Origin of the sequence: Nocardia sp. CA-136227 (assembly GCF_050955695.1) — a bacterium.
Classification (GTDB): domain Bacteria; phylum Actinomycetota; class Actinomycetes; order Mycobacteriales; family Mycobacteriaceae; genus Nocardia.
On the sequence record NZ_CP192081.1, the window covers coordinates 3941728 to 3962328 of the forward strand.

20 protein-coding genes are annotated in these 20601 nt (G+C 69.5%); 9 read left to right on the plus strand and 11 right to left on the minus strand.

Going from position 1 to position 20601, the window contains the following annotated elements:
• Window positions 1-10 precede the first annotated feature (10 nt).
• Together ACQP06_RS18170 and ACQP06_RS18175 are read left to right on the plus strand one after the other, a co-directional pair.
• Window positions 11-352, plus strand: coding sequence for a YciI family protein (locus ACQP06_RS18170; protein WP_433665735.1), 342 nt, complete (start codon window positions 11-13; stop codon window positions 350-352).
• Window positions 349-1575, plus strand: coding sequence for an RNA polymerase sigma factor (locus ACQP06_RS18175; RefSeq protein ID WP_433665736.1), 1227 nt, complete (start codon window positions 349-351; stop codon window positions 1573-1575). Before ACQP06_RS18170 ends, ACQP06_RS18175 begins: the two co-directional genes overlap by 4 nt.
• A gap of 11 nt (window positions 1576-1586) precedes the next feature.
• Here the strand turns inward: ACQP06_RS18175 and ACQP06_RS18180 are convergent, their stop codons facing one another.
• On the minus strand, window positions 1587-2168 hold the full coding sequence (locus ACQP06_RS18180; RefSeq protein WP_433665737.1) for a TetR/AcrR family transcriptional regulator: 582 nt from the start codon (window positions 2166-2168) through the stop codon (window positions 1587-1589).
• 39 nt (window positions 2169-2207) lie between these two features.
• Between ACQP06_RS18180 and ACQP06_RS18185 the strand changes: the two genes are divergently transcribed.
• Window positions 2208-3452: a KasA/KasB family beta-ketoacyl-ACP synthase gene (locus ACQP06_RS18185; RefSeq protein ID WP_433665738.1), complete on the plus strand. Its 1245-nt coding sequence runs from the start codon at window positions 2208-2210 to the stop codon at window positions 3450-3452.
• Window positions 3453-3488: 36 nt separating this feature from the next.
• Here the strand turns inward: ACQP06_RS18185 and ACQP06_RS18190 are convergent, their stop codons facing one another.
• The gene (locus tag ACQP06_RS18190; RefSeq protein WP_357081746.1) at window positions 3489-3902 is read right to left on the minus strand and encodes a hypothetical protein; all 414 of its coding nucleotides are present in this window, start codon (window positions 3900-3902) and stop codon (window positions 3489-3491) included.
• A complete protein-coding gene (locus ACQP06_RS18195) occupies window positions 3899-4183 on the minus strand; it encodes a hypothetical protein (protein WP_357081744.1) in 285 nt (94 codons plus the stop codon). The genes ACQP06_RS18190 and ACQP06_RS18195 overlap by 4 nt, the downstream gene beginning before the upstream one ends.
• Before the next feature lie 213 nt (window positions 4184-4396).
• Here ACQP06_RS18195 and mtnA point away from each other — a divergent pair, with 213 nt between their 5' ends.
• The 3 genes from mtnA to mtnC are packed head-to-tail and all read left to right on the plus strand — an operon-like array spanning window position 4397 to window position 7374.
• On the plus strand, window positions 4397-6064 hold the full coding sequence (gene mtnA / locus ACQP06_RS18200) for an S-methyl-5-thioribose-1-phosphate isomerase (protein ID WP_433665739.1): 1668 nt from the start codon (window positions 4397-4399) through the stop codon (window positions 6062-6064).
• Between the two features lie 33 nt (window positions 6065-6097).
• Window positions 6098-6676, plus strand: a complete 579-nt coding sequence (locus ACQP06_RS18205; RefSeq protein ID WP_433665740.1) for a 1,2-dihydroxy-3-keto-5-methylthiopentene dioxygenase — start codon at window positions 6098-6100, stop codon at window positions 6674-6676.
• Window positions 6673-7374: an acireductone synthase gene (gene mtnC / locus ACQP06_RS18210; RefSeq protein WP_433665741.1), complete on the plus strand. Its 702-nt coding sequence runs from the start codon at window positions 6673-6675 to the stop codon at window positions 7372-7374. The genes ACQP06_RS18205 and mtnC overlap by 4 nt, the downstream gene beginning before the upstream one ends.
• A 95-nt stretch (window positions 7375-7469) precedes the next feature.
• Here the strand turns inward: mtnC and ACQP06_RS18215 are convergent, their stop codons facing one another.
• The 5 genes from ACQP06_RS18215 to ACQP06_RS18235 form a co-directional block, all read right to left on the minus strand.
• Window positions 7470-8060: a GTP-binding protein gene (locus ACQP06_RS18215; protein ID WP_379278596.1), complete on the minus strand. Its 591-nt coding sequence runs from the start codon at window positions 8058-8060 to the stop codon at window positions 7470-7472.
• Window positions 8041-8418: a DUF742 domain-containing protein gene (locus ACQP06_RS18220; protein WP_433665742.1), complete on the minus strand. Its 378-nt coding sequence runs from the start codon at window positions 8416-8418 to the stop codon at window positions 8041-8043. The genes ACQP06_RS18215 and ACQP06_RS18220 overlap by 20 nt, the downstream gene beginning before the upstream one ends.
• Window positions 8415-8840: a roadblock/LC7 domain-containing protein gene (locus ACQP06_RS18225; RefSeq protein WP_040857697.1), complete on the minus strand. Its 426-nt coding sequence runs from the start codon at window positions 8838-8840 to the stop codon at window positions 8415-8417. Before ACQP06_RS18225 ends, ACQP06_RS18220 begins: the two co-directional genes overlap by 4 nt.
• On the minus strand, window positions 8818-11520 hold the full coding sequence (locus ACQP06_RS18230; RefSeq protein ID WP_433665743.1) for a nitrate- and nitrite sensing domain-containing protein: 2703 nt from the start codon (window positions 11518-11520) through the stop codon (window positions 8818-8820). The genes ACQP06_RS18225 and ACQP06_RS18230 overlap by 23 nt, the downstream gene beginning before the upstream one ends.
• Before the next feature lie 166 nt (window positions 11521-11686).
• Window positions 11687-13666 (minus strand): sensor histidine kinase, encoded by a 1980-nt coding sequence (locus tag ACQP06_RS18235; protein WP_433665744.1) that lies wholly within the window; start codon window positions 13664-13666, stop codon window positions 11687-11689.
• A 242-nt stretch (window positions 13667-13908) separates the two neighbouring features.
• On the opposite strand from ACQP06_RS18235, the gene ACQP06_RS18240 reads away from it, so the two are divergent.
• Both ACQP06_RS18240 and ACQP06_RS18245 read left to right on the plus strand, forming a co-directional pair.
• Window positions 13909-15408 (plus strand): alkaline phosphatase, encoded by a 1500-nt coding sequence (locus ACQP06_RS18240; RefSeq protein ID WP_433665745.1) that lies wholly within the window; start codon window positions 13909-13911, stop codon window positions 15406-15408.
• Window positions 15405-15893: a hypothetical protein gene (locus ACQP06_RS18245; RefSeq protein WP_433665746.1), complete on the plus strand. Its 489-nt coding sequence runs from the start codon at window positions 15405-15407 to the stop codon at window positions 15891-15893. Before ACQP06_RS18240 ends, ACQP06_RS18245 begins: the two co-directional genes overlap by 4 nt.
• 271 nt (window positions 15894-16164) lie before the next feature.
• On the opposite strand, the gene ACQP06_RS18250 is transcribed toward ACQP06_RS18245, so the two are convergent.
• The gene (locus ACQP06_RS18250; RefSeq protein WP_433665747.1) at window positions 16165-16839 is read right to left on the minus strand and encodes a cupin domain-containing protein; all 675 of its coding nucleotides are present in this window, start codon (window positions 16837-16839) and stop codon (window positions 16165-16167) included.
• A 167-nt stretch (window positions 16840-17006) separates the two neighbouring features.
• On the opposite strand from ACQP06_RS18250, the gene ACQP06_RS18255 reads away from it, so the two are divergent.
• Window positions 17007-18560 carry a succinic semialdehyde dehydrogenase gene (locus ACQP06_RS18255; RefSeq protein WP_433665748.1) on the plus strand — a complete coding sequence of 518 codons (1554 nt, stop codon included), beginning with the start codon at window positions 17007-17009 and terminating at the stop codon, window positions 18558-18560.
• A gap of 75 nt (window positions 18561-18635) precedes the next feature.
• Here the strand turns inward: ACQP06_RS18255 and ACQP06_RS18260 are convergent, their stop codons facing one another.
• Window positions 18636-19085: a DUF779 domain-containing protein gene (locus tag ACQP06_RS18260; RefSeq protein WP_433673357.1), complete on the minus strand. Its 450-nt coding sequence runs from the start codon at window positions 19083-19085 to the stop codon at window positions 18636-18638.
• A complete protein-coding gene (exaC, locus tag ACQP06_RS18265; protein WP_433665749.1) occupies window positions 19057-20574 on the minus strand; it encodes an acetaldehyde dehydrogenase ExaC in 1518 nt (505 codons plus the stop codon). The genes ACQP06_RS18260 and exaC overlap by 29 nt, the downstream gene beginning before the upstream one ends.
• Window positions 20575-20601 lie beyond the last annotated feature (27 nt).

The following is a 20601-nucleotide window of genomic DNA, read 5'->3' on the forward strand; positions in this document are numbered from 1 at the left end:
GTCGGAATCCATGCAGAAGTACCTGCTGTCGATCTACCAGCCCGAGGGCGAGGCGGATCCCGCGGCCATGGTCCGAATCGTGGCCGATCTGCACCGGTTCAACGAGGAACTGCGTGAGAGCGGCTCCTGGGTGTTCACCGGCGGCCTGCACGCGCCCGGCACGGCAACCGTCGTGCGTCCCGACGGCATGCTCACCGACGGTCCCTACGCCGAGGGCAAGGAACACGTCGGCGGGATCTGGGTGATCACCGCACCCGATCTGGACGTCGCACTGGAGTGGGGCCGCAAGGCTGCCGCCGCGACCACACTGCCGATCGAAGTCCGCCCGTTCCAGGACGTCGAACCGTATTGAGTCCGACACCGGAGGAGATCGCGGCCGTGTTCCGCGCCGAATACGGCAGAGCCGTCGCCGTACTCGTGCGCGGACTCGGCGATATCAGCACGGCCGAGGACGCCGTCGCCCACGCGTTCACCACCGCCCTGCGACTCTGGCCGGTCGAGGGCATGCCGCCCAGCCCGGCCGGCTGGATCATCACCACCGCCCGCAACCGGGCCGTCGACGAGCTGCGCCGCGAATCGGTGCGCGCGCACAAACACGCCGAGGCTCAGCGCCTCCACGGCCCGGACGAACCCGCCGAGGAGGGCCCGGTGCGCGACGACCGTCTGCGGCTGATCTTCACCTGCTGTCACCCGGCCCTGGCTCTCCCCGCGCGGGTGGCCCTCACCTTGCGGCTTCTCGGCGGGCTCACCACGACCGAGATCGCGCACGCCTTCCTGGTGCCCGAACCGACGATGGCGCAGCGCCTCGTCCGAGCCAAGGCCAAGATCCGTGACGCCAAGATCCCCTACCGGGTACCCCGCGACGCCGATCTGCCCGACCGCCTCGGCGCGGTGCTCGCGGTGCTCTACCTGATCTTCAACGAAGGCTACGTCGCCACCTCCGGCGCCGAACTCGCTCGCGCCGAACTCTGCGCCGAGGCGATCCGCCTGGCGCGGCTGCTGGTCGAGCTCATGCCCGACGAGCCCGAGGCCGCGGGACTGCTCGCGCTGATGCTGTTGATCGAGGCCCGCCGCGGCGCTCGCACCGACCCCGCGGGCACTCTGGTCCCGCTGGCCGAGCAGGACCGCTCCCGCTGGAACGCCGATCTGGTCACCGAGGGTCGCGCGATCACCCGCGCCTGCTTGCGCCGTGATCAGCCGGGCCGCTACCAGATTCTGGCCGCGATCAACGCCGTGCACACCGACCCCGTCACCGACTGGACGCAGATCCTGGCGCTCTACGACCAACTCGTGCACTTCGACACCGGCCCGGTGGTCGCACTCCACCGTGCTGTCGCGGTCGCCGAGGTCCAGGGCCCGGCAGCGGCTTTGCCCGTGGTGGATGATCTGAATCTCGGGAAGTACTACCTGTTTCACGCGATCCGCGGTGACCTGCTCGCCCGCCTCGGGCGCACAACGGAAGCCGGTCAGGCGTTCGGGACCGCGGCGCAGCTCACCGAGAACCAGTCGGAGCGCACCTTTTTGCTCGCTCGGCGTGACCGACTCGGTCGAACGGGCCACTCCCGCAACGACTGACAGACAACTTCTCAGCGTCCGGCATCAGTCGGCTGCGCCACTACCCCGGCTACGAGGAGGGCGACAGCGCGTTCGACGCGGTCGGTGTCGCCGGTGATCCACCAATCCATGATCAGGCCGCGGACACCCGAAACGAGCAGCGTCGCCGAGGCTTCGGGGTCGGGCAAGCTCGGGTCGATGCGATGCAGGGACTCGGCCATCGGGGTGACCAGCGCGGTGATCGCGTCGGTCGCGTAGGGCCGGAAGGGGCTGCCGGGAACCGTTGCGGCGCCGAGGACTTGGAGCAGGGCGCGCAGGCTGACCGCGCTGTCGCCGGCGGTGTTCAGGTCGAAAGAGCTGGTCAGACGGGCGGCGAGGGTGGCAGTGTCGTCGATGCCGGAGAACATCGCGCCGATGTCGGGGCGGTGGGATTCCAAGGCGGCGACCAGCATCGCCTCCTTGGTGCCGAAGTAGTGGATGAGCATGCGGGAGCTGGTGCCCAGGTATTCGGCCAGCGGGCGCAGCGAGAGTTCGGTGAGGCCGTGGTCGGCGATGTAGGCGATGACGCCTTCGAGGAGCTGGGCGCGGCGGGCGTGGTCGAGTGGGCGGGGCACCGGTTGACTGTAGCGGGTGCTACAGGTATTCATGTCTCCATGAGTGTAGCGATTGGTACAGAAACTCGACGGGACGTGGTGGTCACGGCGATGGCGGCGACCACCTGCCTGGGGGCCGACCTCGACGCCACCTGGTCACGGCTGCTGGCGGGGGACAGTGGGATCCGCACGCTCACCGACGATTTCGTCACCGAGAATCAGCTGCCGGTGCGGATCGGCGGACGGCTGGTGACACAGCCGGGGGAGCGGCTGACCCGGATCGAACAGCGGCGGATGTCGTTCGTGCAGCAGCTGGCGCTGGTGCTGGGACGGCAGGTGTGGCAGGACGCGGGGACGCCGGAGGTCGAGGCGGAACGACTTGCGGTCGCCGTGGGCACCGGACTCGGCGGCGGGGAGGCGCTCATGAATGCCGTGGACCTGATGAAGACCGGCGGCTACCGGAAGGTGCCGCCCATGACGGTGCCGATGGTCATGCCGAACGGACCGGCCGCCACGGTCGGCCTGGAGATCGGCGCGAAAGGCGGTGTGTACGCGCCGGTTTCGGCCTGCGCGTCGGGCGCGGAGGCCATCGCCCACGCGTGGCGGCTGATCGCCACCGGTGAGGCGGACATGGCGGTCGCGGGCGGCGTCGAGGGCCATATCGACGCGGTGCCGATCGCCAGTTTCGCCATGATGCGGGCCATGAGCACCCGCAATGACGAACCCGAGCGCGCCTCACGGCCTTTCGACCGGGACCGGGACGGCTTCGTCTTCGGCGAGGCGGGGGCGCTGCTGGTGCTGGAGTCGGCCGAGCACGCGCGGGCGCGGGGTGCGCGGGTGCTCGGCCGGGTACTGGGCGCGGGCATCACCTCGGACGGCTATCACATCACCGGCACCTCGCCCGACGGCGACGGTGCGGCCCGCGCCATGCGCAAGGCGCTCGCGACGGCGGGGCTGACAGGCGCGGAGGTCGATCACGTCAACGCGCACGCCACCGGCACTCCGGTCGGTGACGCCTCGGAGGCGAAGGCCGTCATGGCGGTGACGCCGCACGCGTCGGTGTACGCGCCCAAATCGGCGCTGGGACATTCGATCGGCGCGGTCGGGGCGCTGGAGGCGATCCTCACGCTGCGCACCCTGGCCGAGCAGACCGTGCCGCCCACACTGAATTTCGAGAATCCGGACCCGGGGATCGAGCTCGACATGGTCGCCGACAAGCCGCGCGAGCAGCGACTGCGGTACGCCCTGAGCAATTCGTTCGGCTTCGGCGGCCACAACGTCACGCTGGCCCTCGCGCCCGCCTGAGCGGAAATTCGCTCGGCACAATGCGATTCAGGCAGGTCAGGGCAGTTTGTCGGTCTGGACGCGCGGGTCCAGTTTGCGCAGGGTGTCGGGCCGGTCGGTCAGGCACGGCCAATCCCGGCTCACCGCTTCGAGAGTGGCGTGCCCGGCCGGGATGAGGGCGTCGGCGTCGGGCCGATCGGCCAGGGTGTCGCCCAGCTGATCGCTGGCGGGACGGTCCAGCGGCTGGATGACGGTGTTGGGCAGGTCCAGCAGCACCGTGAGGATGTCCCAGCGGCCGGGCGGGATCAGGGCGCGGGCGGCGGCCAGCGCGGTGGCCGGGACGATGATGGTGTGCCCGGCGTCCGCGGTGGCCCACACCACCGATTGCACGTAGGCCACGCGGTGGGCCCAGGCGGTCAGCGCGGCGGTGTCGAAGACGACGCCGCCCAGGGTCGGGGCGGCGGGGCTCATGCCGCGCCGGCGTGATCGCCGGGGGCCTCCTCGTCATCGGATAATGGTGGCAACCCCTGCACCGCCCGGGCGCGATTGATCAGATCCAGCGGCGGGCGGCCGCCGAGCGCGTTCTCCAGGCGGGCCAGTGAGTCGGCGCGGTCGACGCGCGCCTTCACGGACTCGGCGACGAACGCGGAGATCGAGGCGATGCGTCCGGAGCTGCGCCAGTCGTCGAGAGTGGCGGCGATCTCCTCGGGCATCGTCACGGTTATCTTGCGGGTGCGACGCGGTCTCGCCATACCGCGATAGTAAAGCGGTATGCGCGGCGGGCAAAAGCTGACACCCGCGCCGAGCGCCGGAACCGCAGGGGCGCAATCCCGCACGAAATCGGGCTATTCGGATCGGCCTGATCGGAAACCTGCCGGTCAGGCGCGGGGGCGGGTTCGATACGGTGGAGTGTGCCCACCGCCGTGGGCATCGCCGCAAATCTCCAGTCAAGAGGACATAACTCGATGGATCAGAGTTCGATCGTGTGGGCCGACGGTGCCGTGGTCACCATCGACCAGCGAGCCCTGCCGCACCAGGTGCGGGAGCTGCGGCTCACGACGGTCGACGAGGTCATCGACGCCATCAAGACGCTGGCCGTGCGCGGCGCGCCCGCCATCGGCGTGTGCGGCGCGTTCGGTGTGGTGATCGCGGCCCGGGCCGCCACCACCGACGGCGTCCTCGACGAAGCGCTGGTCGAGTCCGAGGCCGCCCGCATCGCGGCCGCCCGTCCGACCGCGGTGAACCTGGCGTGGGGTGTGCAGCGGACGCTGTCCGAGCTGGCCGGGGGTGTCGAGGCGCTCGAGGCGGAGGCGCTGGAGCTGCTGGCCGAGGATGGCCGGGTGAACCTGGCCGCCGCCACCGAGGCCGCCGATCTGATCCAGCGACTGTGCGGGGACCGCCCGCTGCGGCTGCTCACCCACTGCAATACCGGCCGCCTGGCCACCACCGCGTGGGGAACCGCCATCGGCGCGCTGCGGGTACTGCATCAGCGCGGCGCGCTGGCCGAGGTGATCGTCGACGAGACCCGCCCGCTGTTGCAGGGCGCGCGCCTGACCGCGTGGGAGATGGCCGAGGCCGGGATCCCGCACCGGCTCACCATCGATTCGGCGGCGGCCTGGGCCATGGCCACCGAGGGCGTGGACGCGGTCGTCGTGGGCGCGGACCGGATCACCGCCGACGGGGCCGTGGCAAACAAGATCGGCACCTACATGCTGGCCATCGCGGCCGCGCACCACGGCATTCCGTTCATCGTGGTCGCGCCGGAGTCGACGCGCGACATCTCCACGGCCCGCGGCTCCGACATCGTGGTGGAGCAGCGCGCGGCCGCCGAGGTGACCGGATTCGGCAGCGTCGCAACGGCTCCCGAGGGCACGGCCACCTTCAACCCGGCCTTCGATGTCACCCCGGCCGAGCTGGTCACCGCCGTGGTCACCGAGTTCGGGGTGCTCGAGGACCCGTCCGCCGCCCGCACCGCCGCCGGTGCGGCGACCACGCCGGGATCGGCCGACACCGCCGGCGCCGAGATCGCGGACATCGCGCGCGGCCTGTACGCGAGCGGCTGGATGCCGGGCACCGCGGGCAATATCTCTGTGCGCCGGGGCGATACGGCCGTCATCACCGCGAGCGGGCTGTCCAAGGGCGAGCTCACCGCCTCGGACATGGTCACCGTCGCCGTGGTCGACTCGAAGCCCGTGGGCGACTCCGGCCGGAAGCCGTCGGCGGAGACCACCATCCACACCGCCGTCTACCGCACCCGCGGCGCGGACGCCGTGGTGCACGTGCACCCGCCGCACGCCACGGCCGTGTCGATCCGGACCGGCGGAAACGGTGTCACCACCGCACGTTTCGCCGGATACGAGCTGATCAAGGGCCTGGGCTCGGCCCGCCCGGATCTCATCGACATCCCGGTGTTCCCGAATCACGCGGATGTGCCTCGGATCGGCGCGGACATCGAGAAGTATCTGACCGAGCACCCGGAGGCCCCGCCGGTGCTGTTCATCGCCGGGCACGGCATCACCACCTGGGGCGCGTCGCTGGCGCAGGCCCGCGACCGCGCCGAATGCCTCGAGGCGATGTGCGAACTGACCACTCTGACCGGGCACCAGGAGCTCCCGGTGCGCGACCATGTGTGAAACGAATACCGCGTTCCGAGAAGGGAACTTCCGATGACCCTGTTGCAGATCATGTCCGACACCGACGCCGGTGAGGTCGTCCTGCGCACCGATGACGACGCGGTGATCGCCGCCGAACTGGGTAAGCGCGGCATCACCTTCGAGCGCTGGCCGCTGCTGGAGGGCTTCAGCGCCGCCACCACGACCGAGCGGCTGCTGGCCGAATACCAGGGCCGCATCGACGAATTGAACGCCGACGGCCGCTACAAGTTCATCGACGTGGCCCGCATCCACCCCGATGACGCCGACCCGGAGTGGCCCGCCAAGGCGGTCGCCGCACGCACCAAGTTCCTCGACGAGCACCGCCACGCCGAGGACGAGGTCCGGTTCTTCGCCGCCGGCGCGGGCTGCTTCTACCTGCACCTGGGCAACGAGGTGCTGGCGACGGTGTGCACCGCGGGCGATCTGGTGTCGGTGCCCGCGGGCACGCTGCACTGGTTCGACATGGGCACCCGCCCGGAGTTCGTGGCCGTGCGCTTCTTCGAGGAAGAGGACGGCTGGATCGGCGATTTCAGCGGCGACAAGATCTCCGCGGGCTTCCCGACCCTGGACGAATTGCTGGCCCCGGCATGATCAAGGTGGTCGTGCTCGATATCGAGGGGACTACCAGCCCGACCAGTTCGGTGCGGGAGGAGCTCTACGGCTACACCCGGGAACGGCTCCCGGGCTGGCTGGCCGAAAACCGCTCCACCTCTCAGCGCTTCGGCGGCGACGCCGATCCCATCATCGAGGCCACCCGCGCCCAGGCGGACCGCCCGGACGCGGACGCCGCCGAGGTGGCCCGGATTCTCATCGAGTGGCTGAACACCGATGTGAAGTCCGAGCCGCTCAAGGCCGCCCAGGGCATCATCTGCGCCGAGGGTTTCCGCAACGGCGCGCTGCACGGCGAGTTCTTCCCCGACGTCGCCCCAGCCCTGCGGGCCTGGCGTGCCGCGGGGCTGGAGCTCTACATCTATTCGTCGGGTTCGGTGCGCAATCAGAAGGATTGGTTCGAATTCGCGCGCGGCGGCGATCTGTCCCCGCTCATCAGCGGGCATTTCGACCTGTCGACCGCGGGCCCGAAGCGCGAGGCCGCGTCCTACGAGAAGATCGCGAGCGCCATCGGCGTTCCGGCCGAACAGATCCTGTTCCTGTCCGATCACCCGGACGAGGTGGACGCGGCGGCGGCCGCGGGCTGGCAGGCCGTCGGCGTGACCCGCCCGGGCGAGCCGAACAGCCCGCGCGGTCCGCACCGTTGGATCAGCGATTTCGCGGACGTCGTCCCCAACTGACAGTCGCCGCAACGGCATTGGCGCAAGCCATGACAGAGATCGAGCCCGCCCGGCATACGCCGGACGGGCTCGATTCGTCTTCGCCGAAGAACCGCTCAGCGCACCCCGGCGGTGGCGGCCCGGTCGATGAGGTACTCGACCAGCGTCATCAGCACGTTCTTGGCCGAGCCGCGATCACGAGCGTCGCAGAGCAGCACCGGGATTCGCTCATCCAGGTCGAGGGCGTCGCGCACCTCGGCCGGGGTGTAGAGCGGTGCGCCCTCGAAGCAGTTCACGGCCACCGTGAAGGCGACGCCGCGACGCTCGAAGAAGTCGATCGCCGCGAACGAGCCCTCGAGCCGGCGGGTGTCGGCCAGCACGACCGCGCCCAGGGCGCCGCGGGCCAGCTCGTCCCACAGGAACCAGAAGCGATCCTGTCCGGGGGTGCCGAACAGGTAGAGGACCAGGTTCTGGTCGATCGTGATACGGCCGAAGTCGAGCGCGACCGTGGTGGTGGTCTTGCCCTCCACCCCGCGCAGATCGTCTACGCCCGCGGACAACTCGGTGATGAGTTCCTCGGTGCGCAGCGGAGTGATCTCACTGATCGCCCCGACCATCGTGGTCTTGCCCACGCCGAAACCGCCCGCGATGAGAATCTTCACCGAGGCGGCCATGGGCGCGGCGGAATCAAAGTTTTCGGATGCCATCGAGTACCGCTCGCAGAATGTTGAGGTCACCGGGCGCGGCTTCGGGGGAGGCCGGGGCCCGGAACTTGAGGATGTTGTCGGAAATCAGGTCCCCCACCAGAATTTTCGTCACCGCCAATGGCAGCCGCAGAGCAGCCGAGACCTCGGCCACCGTCAGCGGAAGCCGGCACAACCGCACGATTTCCGTGTATTCCGGCTCGCTGCGCCGCAGTGGTGGGGCCGCGTTCGGCACCACCACCACTGTCAGCATGTCCAGATCGTGCCCCGCGCCCATGGTTCGGCCACCGGTCCGTGCGTAGGGACGCACGAGCGGACCGGCCGCGTCATCGAACCACTGTTCCCCCGGCCCCGCGCTCATGACAGCCGCGGATTGCCTTGTCCGGCCAGGTTGTGGCGCGGTGTGGTGGACAGGTAGTTGCCGACCCGCTGCACGGTCAGGTTCATCTCGTAGGCGACCATGCCGAGGTTGGCCTGTTCGGTGGCCTGCAGCGCGAGGCAGGCGTGGCTGCCGGCGGCGGTCACGAACAGCACCGCGCGCTCGAGTTCGATGACCGCCTGGCGGACGCCGCCGCCGTCGAAGCGGCCGCCGGCGCTGCGCGCCAGCCCGTAGAGGGTGGAGGACATGGCACCGAAGTGCTCCGCGTCCTCACGGCTCATGGCGGATGAGCGGCCCAGCAGCAGTCCGTCGGTGGAGTGCACCACCGCGTGACGGACGCCCGCTAGCCGGTCGACCAGATCATCGAGTAGCCAGTTGAGATCACCAGCGTTTGAGGTGGTCACCGTCGCCTTCCTGTCGTTCCTGCTGGGTGCCTTCGAAGAAGGCCTGGGACTCAGGCCCGAACGAACCGGGATCGGCCTGCCGGCCCTGCCTGGTTCCGTTTTCGATGGCGGAGAAAAGGTCTCGGGCCTGCTCGGCCGTGCGGGTGGCCTGGACCGCCGACTCGGGGGTCGACTGCTCCTTCGCCAATTCCGGTGCGAGACTTGCCTGCCGGTGCCGTCGCGGAAGCGCGGGCCGGGCGTCGGAGCCAGTGTAATGGGACCGATCGTGTTCGCGAGCACGGAAGCCGTTTTCGGACGGCGGGACCGCACCGTTCTGCAGGTCCAGTCGCGGCTGCTGCGGCGGTTCGGGCCGCGGCGGCGAGGTGGGCGGGTCGAACGGGGTTGCCGCGCCGAAGGACATGACCGGCGGCACGGCCGAGTCGGTCGTGGGGCCGAAGGTGCCGGCGGGCGGCGCGAAGGAACTCGTCGGCGGGGTGAAGGAGCCGGTCGACGGGGCGAACGAACCCGTCGACGGACCGAAGGGCTCCGGCTCCGGCTCGGCCGGGATGACCGGCGCCTCGGGCGGAGTCGTCAGCGGCGCATCGTAGTTCAGCAGCGGCAGGTCGTAGCTCGAGGTCATCGACGGCGGGACCGCCGGGGCGGCGGGCAGCTGCGGCAGCGCGGCCACCGCGGCCGAGGCGGCGGACAGCCCGCCCGTCTCGAGCTGACGCGGCGCCACCGGGATCTCACCGGTGCGGCCGGAGGCCTGCACGGTCAGGACGGTGGGCACGAGCACGATGGCGCGCACGCCGCCGTAGTCGGATTCGGTGAGCCGCACCGTGATTCCGTGGCGCGAGGCCAGCTGGGCGACCACGAAGCGGCCGAGGCGGAAGTCGTCGGGCAGCATGGCGACACCGAAATCCGGGGCCTCGCGCAGCACCACGTTGATCCGCGCGAGCTCTTCCTCGGGCATACCCATGCCCTGGTCGATGATCTCGATGGCGACGCCCTTGCCGACCACGTTGCCGCGCACCTCGACCTGCGACTGCGGCGGCGAGAAGTGGGCGGCGTTGTCGACCAGCTCGGCGAGCAGGTGCACGAGGTCGGCCACCGCGCTGCCAACGATCGACACCTCGGGCAGTCGGGCGATCTTGACGCGGGTGTAGTCGGCGGTCTCGCCGACGCTGGAGCGCACGATCTCGAGCAGCTGCACCGGGTTTCGCCACTGCCGGCCGGGCTGACCGCCCGCGAGAATGATCAGGTTCTCGGCGTTGCGGCGTTCGCGGGTGGCGAGGTGGTCGAGACGGAAGTAGATGTCCAGCAGCGCCGGATCCTCCTGCTGCGACTCCGCGGCGTCGAGGATCTCCAGCTGGCGGTGCACGATGACCTGGCTGCGGTGGGCGATATTGAGGAACATCGCCTTGACGCCCTCACGGGTGCGGGCCTCGGTGATGGCGGCCGACACGGCGGAGGCGTGGGCGTGGGTGAACGCCTTGGCCACCTGGCCGATCTCGTCGTGGCCGAAGTCCAGGATCGCCTTCTCGTCGGCCGGGTCCAGCGGGCGGCCCTCGCGCAGCTTGGCCATGATCTCGGGCAGCCGCTCGTCGGCGAGTACCAGCGTCTCGTCGCGCAAGCCCTTGAGGCGGCGGATGATCCGGTTGGCGAGGATGAGCGAGACCAGGAAGGCCAGCGCCGACACCGCCACCATGGCGCCACCGACGAGCGCGGAGTTACGGGCGTCGGTGTCGGCCACGTCGGCCGCGGCGCGCTCGTTGTGCTTGCTGTTCTTGTCCCACAGCTTCAGGACCTGGGCGTTGAGGCGCGACACCGTGTCCCGCCATTCCTGCGGGGTGAAGGTCAGCGGCGCGACCACCGGGGGAGTGCCGGGCTTGACCGGAGGCAGCGTCATGGGATCGAGCGCCCGCGAGAGCAGGACGTTCTCCATCATGACGACCTTCGTCCAGTCGGGATCGTTCATGAGGGCCTGCATGTCGGCATTGCCGGCGCCGCCGTCACCACCGGCGAGCACGCCGAGGTTGACGCGGTAGGTGCCTGCCACACGGGAGAATTCGATGGCCAGCTCGGGCGGCAGCGCACCGCCCGCGAGCAGCACCTCGGCCACCGCGGCCTCGCGGGACAGCATTTCGGCGGACTGCACGATCTGCAGGCCGTTGATCATCTCCATGGCGACCGCGGCGTTGGGCGCGCGGTCGGCGACGATGCGGGTGCCGATCCAGATGAACTCGAGCACCTTGCCGTAGAAGTAATAGGTGTCCGACACCGACGCGCCGTTGGTGTCGATCCCGGTGCGCAGTCCGGCCAGCTGGCGGGTGAGGGTCAGGAACCCGCCGACGTCGCCGGTGACCCCTTCCGGACCGGATTCGCGCATGGAGGCCGATACCGGCGCCATCCCCAGCAGGGCGTTGTCGAGCCGGGTTCGCGCCTGCGTGAGGGCCTTCGGGTTGGCGTCGTCGCCACCGGCCATCTGCGCCAGCGAGAGCTGGCGCTCCTGCTCGACCGCCGCGATCAATTCTCCGGTGGGCGCTCCGGCGGCGGACAACGCGTCCGCCCATTCCCGCGCCTGCTTGCTCTCGACCACCAGGTATCCCGCGCCACCCACGCCGATCGCGAGCAGCGCCAGGCTCGGGACGAGTGCGATGGCAAGCACGCGGGTGCGGACCCCGAGCCTTGCTCTGAACATCGGGCAAAGGTAACGGGACGTAGGTCACATATGCCGCATCGATCCCGTTGGGCGGGAGTGCGTTTGACAGTTCGGGTCATGCATGCCGGTGCATCGCATTCGAAGCCGTCGGACAGCAATTAGATAGCTACCCTAATAGACGGCGGCACAGGACGATTCGAGCCGCTCAGGCGTGTCGCCGCGAATTGACGGCATGGGACGAATCCGGCGTGGCGCCCAGCGGTTCGCGCTCGATCAGGACCGTGGGCAGCAACACGATCGCGCGCACGCCGCCATGATCGGAATCGGACAAACGCACCGAGATGCCGTGGCGGGCGGCCAGCCTGGAGACCACGAACAGGCCCAGCCGGGAGTCCTCGGACAGCCGGTTGACCGCGAAGTCCGGTGCGGCGCTCAGCAGCTCGTTGCGGCGCTCCAGGTCCGCAGCGGGCATGCCCATGCCCTGATCGCTGATCTCCACGACCACGCCGCGCGCCACCGCCGTGCCGGTGATCTCCACCCAGGACTGCGGCGGGGAGAAGGAGGCGGCGTTGTCGACCAGTTCGGCCAGCAGGTGCACCACATCGGCCACCGCCGCGCCGACCAGGAAAACCGCTGGCAGACGGCCGATTCGAACCCGCTGGTAGTCGGCGGTCTCGCCGGCGGCGGAACGCGCCAGTTCGAGTAGGGGGACCGGGTTGCGCCACTGGCGGCCGGGGCGGCCGCCCGCCAGGATGATCAGGTTCTCGGCATTGCGGCGTTCCCGGGTGGCCAGGTGGTCGAGGCGGAAGTAGATGTCCAGCAGCGCCGGATTCTCCTGTCGCGCCTGCGCGGCGTCGAGGATCTCCAGCTGGCGGTGCACCACGACCTGGCTGCGGTGCGCGATATTGAGGAATACCGACTTCACGCCCTCGCGGGTGCGGGCCTCGGTGAGCGCCGCGCCGACGGCCGCGGCGTGCGCGTGCCCGAACGCCCGCGCCACCTGCCCGATCTCGTCGTGCCCGAAGTCGAGGACCGGTGCGGCGGCCTCGATCTCGAGGTGCTCGCTCGCGGCGAGGCGTCGCATGGTCTCGGGCAGTTCGTCGTCGGCGAGCGCGAGGGTGCGGTCCCGCAGTCGCCGCAGCCGGCGGATGATCTGGTTGGCCAGCGCCAGCGCGACCAGGATCGAGATCGCTCCGAGCCCCACCATGCCCGCCCCGGCCCACACGGACTTGCGGGTGGTGTCGGCGGCGGCGGCCACCGCCAGCCGCTGGGCCTCGTCGTTCTCGGCCTGCCAGAGTTCGGCCAGCCCGTGGGCCACCTCCGCGGCGCTGCGCTGCCACTGGTCGACCGGGACCGGAAGCGGTTGCGGCGCGGACCGTTTGGCCGTCCCCTCCGGCGCGGCCAGGGTGCGCTGGGCCAGCACCGGTTCCACCTGGCCCAGGTGCAGCCAGGCGGCGCTCCACACCAGGGCGCGCGCCGCGGCGGCCTGCTGCTCGTCGGGCGCGGCCACGATGGCGGCGACCCCGGTGCGGTAATAGCCGACCAGGCTGAGGTATTCGGCCCCGAGCTCGGGGGAAAGATGGTTCCCGTCGAGCAGCGACACCGCGAGCGCGTTGGCGCGGCTCATCGCCTCCAGGCAATGCAGCACCTCCGCCGCCTGCATGAGCTCCACGGCCGTGGCCGAGTCCGGCGCGGTGCGCTGGGCGACCTCCACACCCGCCATCACCGACTGCGGAATGCGGTTGTAGAAGGCGTAGGCATCGGCCGCGGGCACGGTGCCCGCGTCGATCCCGGTCCGAATCCCCGCCAGCCGCTTACTGGTTTCCCCCATCGCCGTCGTGGCCTGCCCCATGGAATCGGGCCCGAGGCGCGACAACTCCGACTGCGCGGGCGCGAGCAGCCGCACCGCCGTATCCAGCCGCTGCCGCGCGGTCGTCAACTGCCGCACCTCGACATCCACCCCGGCCAGCCGCCACAGCGTCAGTTGCCGCTCGGCCTGCACCGCCTCGATCAACTCGCGAGTGGGCGCGATCCCGGCCTGCATCTCACCCGCCCATGCTCGGGCTCGGGAAGCGCGGTCCATCAGAACACCCGCCGCACTGTTACCACTGACCGCCAGCGCCAGGCTCGGGACCAGGGCGATGGCCAGGATCCGAGTCCGGACGCCGAGCTTCGGGAAATGCATCGCCGCAACGTAGCCGGGCGCCGGATCCGCCGTCGGCGCGAGTCCTTTTGTGCGGGATGGTGTTTGACAGCGCTCCGGCGCGTCCCGTAGGCCCTGGCCACGGGGAATCCGTTAACCTGCGAGCCAACTGTGAGATTTCTGCGAGTCGGAAACGAGCAAACCGGCAGCACTAGCTTCAGCCGCGCCCGGAATCGCGGGCCGCGCCGCCGGACCTCGGGGGACGCGACGACGGAGGAGACGAAGTGCAGCACAGGAAACGCGCGTGGTCGGTCGCGATCGCGACGGCGACCGCCGCGATGGCGGCCGCGACGCTGGTCGCCGGATGCGGGTCGGACAGCAAGGGCGACAACGAGGTCCACAACATCATCTACCTGCTCGGTGACGGTATGGGGCGCACCCACGTCACCGCCGCGCGCCAGCGGTTCGAGGGCGCGGGCGGGCAGTTGCAGCTCGAGAAGCTGCCGTATGTGGGCGCGGTCGCGACCTACGCGGTGGAGCCGAACAGCGCCAAGCCGTCGCTGGTGACCGACTCCGCGTCCGCGGCCACCGCGTGGTCGTCGGGCGTGAAGACCTACAACGCCGCCATCGGCGTGGATGCCTACGGCAAGTCGGTGCCGACGCTCATGGAGCAGGCCAAGGCCGCGGGCTTCGCGACCGGCAATGTCAGCACCGCCGAGATCACCGACGCCACCCCGGCGGGCATGTTCAGCCACGCGTTGCTGCGCGGCTGCCAGGGCCCCACCTTCAGCGACTCGACCTGCCTGCCCAAGAAGGCCGACGGCAGCTACGAGGCGCAGCCGGCGGACAAGACGCTGGTCACCCCGATCGCCGAGCAGATCGCGCGCAACAACACCGCCGACGTCATCTTCGGTGGCGGCCTGGCCCGCTTCGAGCCCGACGACCAGAAGGCCATGCTGGACAACGGCTATCAGGTGCTGGGCTCCATGGGTGATCCCGCGCTGAAGGCGCAGACCGCCGAGAGCCAGAAGGTGGCCACCGCCGCCGACCTGAAGTCGGTGACCGCGCAGAAGGTGATCGGCCTGTTCAACCGCGGAAACATGACCGTCACCAATGCGCGTAACGCGCTACCGGATTCGGCTCCGCAGAAGCAGGAGCCGACCCTGAAGGACATGACCACCAAGGCGATCGACCTGCTGTCGGCGCGCAACGGCAAGGGCTTCCTGCTCCAGATCGAGGGCGCGCTCATCGACAAGCGCTCGCACGCCAACGACGCCGCCCAGACCCTCGACGAGGTCAAGGCGTTCGACGACGCCGTCGCCGCCGCCATCGACTTCGCCAAGAAGGACGGGCACACCATGGTGATCGTGACCGCCGACCACGAGTGCGCGGGCTTCAACATCATCGAGAAGAACACCTTCACCAACGCCGAGGCCGTCGCGCCGCCGACGAACGTGGACGCCACCAACCCGGCCAACAACAGCAAGCCCGGCCGTGACGGCAAGGACAACGTGAAGGACCCGGTCCGCTCGCCCGGCCTGGTCAACGGTGCGGGACAACAGGATCCGCGCAACTTCGCCCCCGCCACCTTCCGCACGCCCGACGATCCGGCCGAGGTGAAGGACGGCACGCCCGAGGCGAGCCTGTGGCTGACCTACCTGTCGGGCAACCACACCGGCGCCGACGTGCAGATCTACGCCTACGGCCCGGGTGCGCAGGTCTTCTCGACCAGCCAGGACAACACTTCGCTGTACACCAAGATGCACAAGGCGCTGCTGCCGTGACGCGGCGAACCGGAGCGGTGATCGCGGGTCTGCTGGCGGTGGCGGGCCTGAGCACGGGATGTTCCTCCGCGCCGCAGCCCGCGAGTCCGGCGCCCGCGGCCGCTCCGGTGGCCGCCCCGCGCACGACCGAGCCTCCGGCCGCGACGCTCGCGATCCCGGCGGGGGAGGTGCGCCTGGCGGCCGGGCCGTTCACCGATCGGGTGCGGCTCAGCGGCACCCGTCTCGAAGGGTCTTCCGTGCGTGGCACTCTGGCGATCACCTCCGATGTCAGCGATGTGCTGGCGCTGGAGGTGAGCGCGGCGTTCTACGACGCCAATGGCCGACTGGTCGGTACGGGGATGTTCCAGCACGCCGACGAGGAACCCACCGGCGGCGGGTCGCACGTGCCCAGTGTGAACGGCATTCCCTTCACCATCGTCTCGGCTCCGGCCGATGCCCCGGTGTCGGCGGCGGTGCTGTCGATTCCGGTGCTGGTGAACGAATAGGGCTGGGCCGCACGTCTTTCGGTGATCCCGCGCACGCACCCCTCGCACGTGCGCGGGATCGGGGCCCGACCCGCCGGCGCTGCCTTCACCGGCGGGAGATTCCCTGCCCGGGGTAGTACTGGCTGTTTCTTCGCTCGCCGATCACGATCGGTTACAGAATTCGCAGCAAAATCCTGGAATTCCGGCAATACGGACAAAATAAATGCGGCACTCCGTCCGAGACGGAGTGCCGCATTCGCCCACGGCCGGGCGGTCGCCGATGCGCTTGTCGTCAGGTACGTTTCGCGTACTGGGCCGCGCCGGCCCAATCGAGCATCACGCACGGCTCGTCGCCCAGGACCCAGGCGTCGTGACCGGCCGGGCAGAACAGGTAGTCACCGGGGCCGAGCTCGGATTCCACGCCGTCGTCCATCCGGATCCGCAGCCGGCCGGAGATGCAGTAGCCGACGTGCATGGCCTGACAGGTGTCGGTGCCCGCGATCGGCTTGACGTGGGTGGACCAGCGCCAGCCCGGTTCGAAGACCGCGCGGCCGAACGCGCCGAACGGCGTCTCGATCAGGTCCATCCGGCCCATTCCCGCCTCGAAGGGGCGGGTTTCGTCCGGAGCGTCGAGGCTGCGCACGACCATATTGCGGCCCTGGCCGTCGGCCATATTGTCCTCGCGCAGCAGATCCAGGTTGTGGAAGACCGCCGGGCCATCGCACAGTGCGGCGAGCTCCTGGGCGAAGCGGGTGGTCTCGGGCAGGTCGGAGTTCTTCATCGCCTCTTCGTAGGAGGGGAACTCGACCATCTGCATATAGGTGTTCGGGTGATCGCGATCCTTGGCCTCGAGACCGCGGACGGCTGTGCGCTTGCCCGCCGTCGCGGTGAGCCACGCGTCGAGTTTCTCGTTGAACTCATCGATGTGAGTGGTCGTGAACTCGATCGTCTGAACGAACTTGGTCATTGTGAGCACTCCTTCGAAAAGGGCACCCCGCTGAGAACATTACTCTCGGATCGCTGGGCGATTTGGCAATTTTGTAGCAATCACCAGATTTCCCAGTCCGGGCCCCGCGCCGAGGTCAGGGGGTAGATTGTGTGTATCCAGAAGTTACTCACAAGTAGGAGGCGATGATGCCGGTGCCGGCTGCCGCGGTGTTCGAACGGCTGCGCTCGTTCGCGGCCGTGGATACCACGCAGGACCACGCGACCAGAGCGATCACCGAGGTGTTCACCGGTGACACGCTGGGCGAGGTGCCGGTCGGCACCGCCGCCGATGTCGCCGCCGCCATCGCCAAAGCCCGCGCCGCCCAGGCGGACTGGGCCGCGCGCACCCCCAAGCAGCGGGCCGAGGTGCTGGACCGCTACCGCGCGCTGGTGATCGAGAACCGCGAATACCTGATGGACGTCATCCAGGCCGAGACCGGCAAGGCGCGCTGGGCGGCGCAGGAGGAGGTGATGGGCCTGTTCCTCGCGGCCCGCTACTTCTCCCGGGTCGCGCCGAAACTGCTGGCGGCCCAGAGCGTGCCGGGCGCGTTCCCGGTCCTGAACCGGGCCTCGGTGCGCGCGGTGCCCAAGGGCGTGGTCGGGGTGATCGCGCCCTGGAACTACCCGATGCTGCTCGCGGTCGGCGACTCGATTCCGGCGCTGATGGCCGGGAACGCGGTGGTGATCAAGCCCGACAGCCAGACCCCGTACTCGGCGCTGGCCAATGCCGAACTGTTCGCCCGGGCCGGGCTGCCCGCGGATCTGTTCGCCGTGGTCACCGGTCCCGGCACGGTGGTCGGCACGGCCATCGTCGACGACTGCGACTATCTGATGTTCACCGGCTCCTCCGCCACCGGCCGCACCCTGGCCGAGCAGTGCGGCCGCCGCCTCATCGGCTTCTCCGCCGAACTGGGCGGCAAGAACCCGATGATCATCACGCGCGGCGCCGACCTGGACAAGGCCGCCAAGGCCGCGGTGCGCGCCTGCTTCTCCAACGCGGGCCAGCTGTGCATCTCCATCGAGCGCATGTACGTCGAGCGCGCGGTCGCCGAGCAGTTCACCGAGAAGTTCACCGCCGCGGTCAAGGCCGCGAAACTCGGTGCGGCATACGACTTCTCGAAGGACATCGGCAGCCTGATCTCCGAATCGCAGCTGGAGACGGTCACCAAGCACGTCGCCGACGCGGTCTCCAAGGGCGCGAAGGTGCTCACGGGCGGCAACCCCCGCCCCGACCTGGGCCCGCTGTTCTTCGAGCCGACCGTGCTGTCCGAGGTCACCGACGCCATGGAGTGCGGCCGCAACGAAACCTTCGGCCCGCTGGTCTCCATCTACCCGGTGGACTCGGTCGACGAGGCCATCACCCGGGCCAACGACACCGAGTACGGCCTCAATGCCAGCGTCTGGGCGGGCAGCAAGGCCGAGGGCGAGCGCATCGCCGAGCAATTGCACGCGGGCACAGTCAATGTCGACGAGGGCTACGCCCCGGCCTGGGGCTCCACCGGCGCCCCCATGGGCGGCATGGGCATCTCCGGCGTCGGCCGCCGCCACGGCCCCGACGGCCTCCTGAAGTTCACCGAACCCCAGTCCATCGTGGTCACCCGCTTCCTCAACCTGGACGCCCCGCCCTTCATCCCCCAGGACACCTGGCAGCCCTTCCTGATGACCATCGCCCGCAGCCTCCGCTTCCTCCCGGGCCGCTGACCCGGGAACCGTAGGGCTGCAACAGGTTGTACGGTGGCGCGGCCGACCCGGAGAAACCGGCCGCGCCACCCTCCTTCATCCGGCCAGTTCGTTGCCGCGGAGCGGGGCAGGAGCCGCTTCCAGCACCGCTGTCTCGGCATCGGTGAACAACCGTGACCGGATGACGAATCGGACACCCTCGGGCGCTTCGAGGGAGAAGCCGCCGCCGCGGCCGGGGACCACGTCGACGGTGAGGTGGGTGTGGCGCCAATATTCGAACTGGTCGGCGCTCATCCAGAACGACGTGTCCGGGAAGACGCGGCCGAGTAGGACATCGGCCGCGCCCACCCGGAATTCGCCCAGGGGATAGCACATCGGGGAGCTGCCGTCGCAGCAGCCGCCCGACTGGTGAAACATCACCGGGCCGTTGTGGTCGATGAGCCGTTGCAGCACATCCGCCGCGGCCTCGGTGATGGTCACCCGGGATACCGGACCCGCCGTCATATCGCCCCCCGGTTCAGAAGAATCCGAGTTTCTTCGGGGAATAGGACACGAGCAGGTTTTTCGTCTGCTGGTAGTGGTCGAGCATCATGCGATGGTTCTCGCGGCCGATGCCGGACTTCTTGTAGCCGCCGAAGGCCGCGTGCGCGGGATAGGCGTGGTAGCAGTTCGTCCACACCCGACCGGCTTTCAGCGCCCGTCCCACCCGGTAGGCGATGCCGCCGTCGCGGCTCCACACGCCGGCGCCGAGGCCGTAGAGCGTGTCGTTGGCGATGGTTACCGCTTCGACCTCGTTGTCGAAGCGGGCCACCGCTACCACCGGCCCGAAGATCTCCTCCTGGAAGATCCGCATGTCATTGCGGCCCTCGAAGATCGTCGGCTCGATGTAGTACCCATTGGGGAAACCCTCCACCTTGCGCATCTCACCGCCGGTGAGCACTTTCGCGCCCTCCTGACGGCCGATATCGATGTAGGAGAGGATCTTCTCGTACTGGTCGTTGCTGGCCTGCGCGCCGATCATGGTCGCGTCGTCGAGCGGATTGCCGCCCTTGATGGCCTTGGTCCGCTCGATGCAGCGGGCCATGAACTCGTCGTAGATCGACGAATGGATGAGCGCCCGGGACGGGCAGGTACACACTTCGCCCTGGTTCAGCGCGAACATCACGAAACCCTCGACGGCCTTGTCGAGGAAGTCGTCGTCGGCCGAAAGCACGTCGGGGAAGAAGATATTGGGGCTCTTGCCGCCCAGCTCCAGGGTCACCGGGATGATGTTCTCGCTGGCGTACTGCATGATCAGCCGCCCGGTGGTGGTCTCGCCGGTGAAGGCGACCTTGGCCACGCGCGGGCTCGACGCCAGCGGCTTGCCCGCCTCCACGCCGAAACCGTTGACCACGTTGACGACTCCGGGCGGCAGCAGGTCCGCGATGAGCTCGATCACCAGCAGCAGCGAGGCGGGCGTCTGCTCGGCGGGCTTGATGACGACGCAGTTGCCGGCGGCCAGCGCGGGCGCCAGCTTCCAGGCGGCCATCAGGATCGGGAAGTTCCACGGGATGATCTGCCCGACCACGCCGAGGGGTTCCTGGAAGTGATAGGCGACGGTGTCGGCGTCGATCTGGGAGAGGTGACCCTCCTGCGCGCGGACGGCGCCGGCGAAGTAGCGGAAGTGGTCGACCGTCAAAGGCAGGTCGGCGGCGAGGGTTTCGCGGACCGGCTTGCCGTTCTCCCATGTTTCGGCGACGGCGAGGCGCTCCAGGTTCGCCTCGATCCGGTCGGCGATCTTGTTGAGGATGTTGGCACGATCCGTCACCGAGGTGGCACCCCAGGATTCGGCCGCGCGGTGCGCGGCCTCCAGGGCCATGTCGATGTCCGCCGCGCTGGAACGCGCTACTTCACAAAAGGTCTCACCGTCGATCGGGGAGGGATTCTCGAAGTATCGGCCCTCGATCGGCGCTTTCCACTCGCCGCCGATGAAGTTGTCATAGCGGCGGTTGAAGCTGACGATGCTGCCTTCTGTGCCTGGTTTGGCGAAGATCATGACGCGGCTCCTGATCGCATTATCTGC

Coding starts and splice junctions, on each gene's coding strand:
- ACQP06_RS18170 (WP_433665735.1), top strand. CDS start 11: ATGCAGAAGTACCTGCTGTCGATCTACCAGCCCGAGGGCGAGGCGGAT.
- ACQP06_RS18185 (WP_433665738.1), top strand. CDS start 2,208: ATGAGTGTAGCGATTGGTACAGAAACTCGACGGGACGTGGTGGTCACG.
- ACQP06_RS18190 (WP_357081746.1), bottom strand. CDS start 3,902: ATGAGCCCCGCCGCCCCGACCCTGGGCGGCGTCGTCTTCGACACCGCC.
- ACQP06_RS18195 (WP_357081744.1), bottom strand. CDS start 4,183: ATGGCGAGACCGCGTCGCACCCGCAAGATAACCGTGACGATGCCCGAG.
- mtnA (WP_433665739.1), top strand. CDS start 4,397: ATGGATCAGAGTTCGATCGTGTGGGCCGACGGTGCCGTGGTCACCATC.
- ACQP06_RS18205 (WP_433665740.1), top strand. CDS start 6,098: ATGACCCTGTTGCAGATCATGTCCGACACCGACGCCGGTGAGGTCGTC.
- mtnC (WP_433665741.1), top strand. CDS start 6,673: ATGATCAAGGTGGTCGTGCTCGATATCGAGGGGACTACCAGCCCGACC.
- ACQP06_RS18215 (WP_379278596.1), bottom strand. CDS start 8,060: ATGGCATCCGAAAACTTTGATTCCGCCGCGCCCATGGCCGCCTCGGTG.
- ACQP06_RS18220 (WP_433665742.1), bottom strand. CDS start 8,418: ATGAGCGCGGGGCCGGGGGAACAGTGGTTCGATGACGCGGCCGGTCCG.
- ACQP06_RS18230 (WP_433665743.1), bottom strand. CDS start 11,520: ATGTTCAGAGCAAGGCTCGGGGTCCGCACCCGCGTGCTTGCCATCGCA.
- ACQP06_RS18235 (WP_433665744.1), bottom strand. CDS start 13,666: ATGCATTTCCCGAAGCTCGGCGTCCGGACTCGGATCCTGGCCATCGCC.
- ACQP06_RS18250 (WP_433665747.1), bottom strand. CDS start 16,839: ATGACCAAGTTCGTTCAGACGATCGAGTTCACGACCACTCACATCGAT.
- ACQP06_RS18255 (WP_433665748.1), top strand. CDS start 17,007: ATGCCGGTGCCGGCTGCCGCGGTGTTCGAACGGCTGCGCTCGTTCGCG.
- exaC (WP_433665749.1), bottom strand. CDS start 20,574: ATGATCTTCGCCAAACCAGGCACAGAAGGCAGCATCGTCAGCTTCAAC.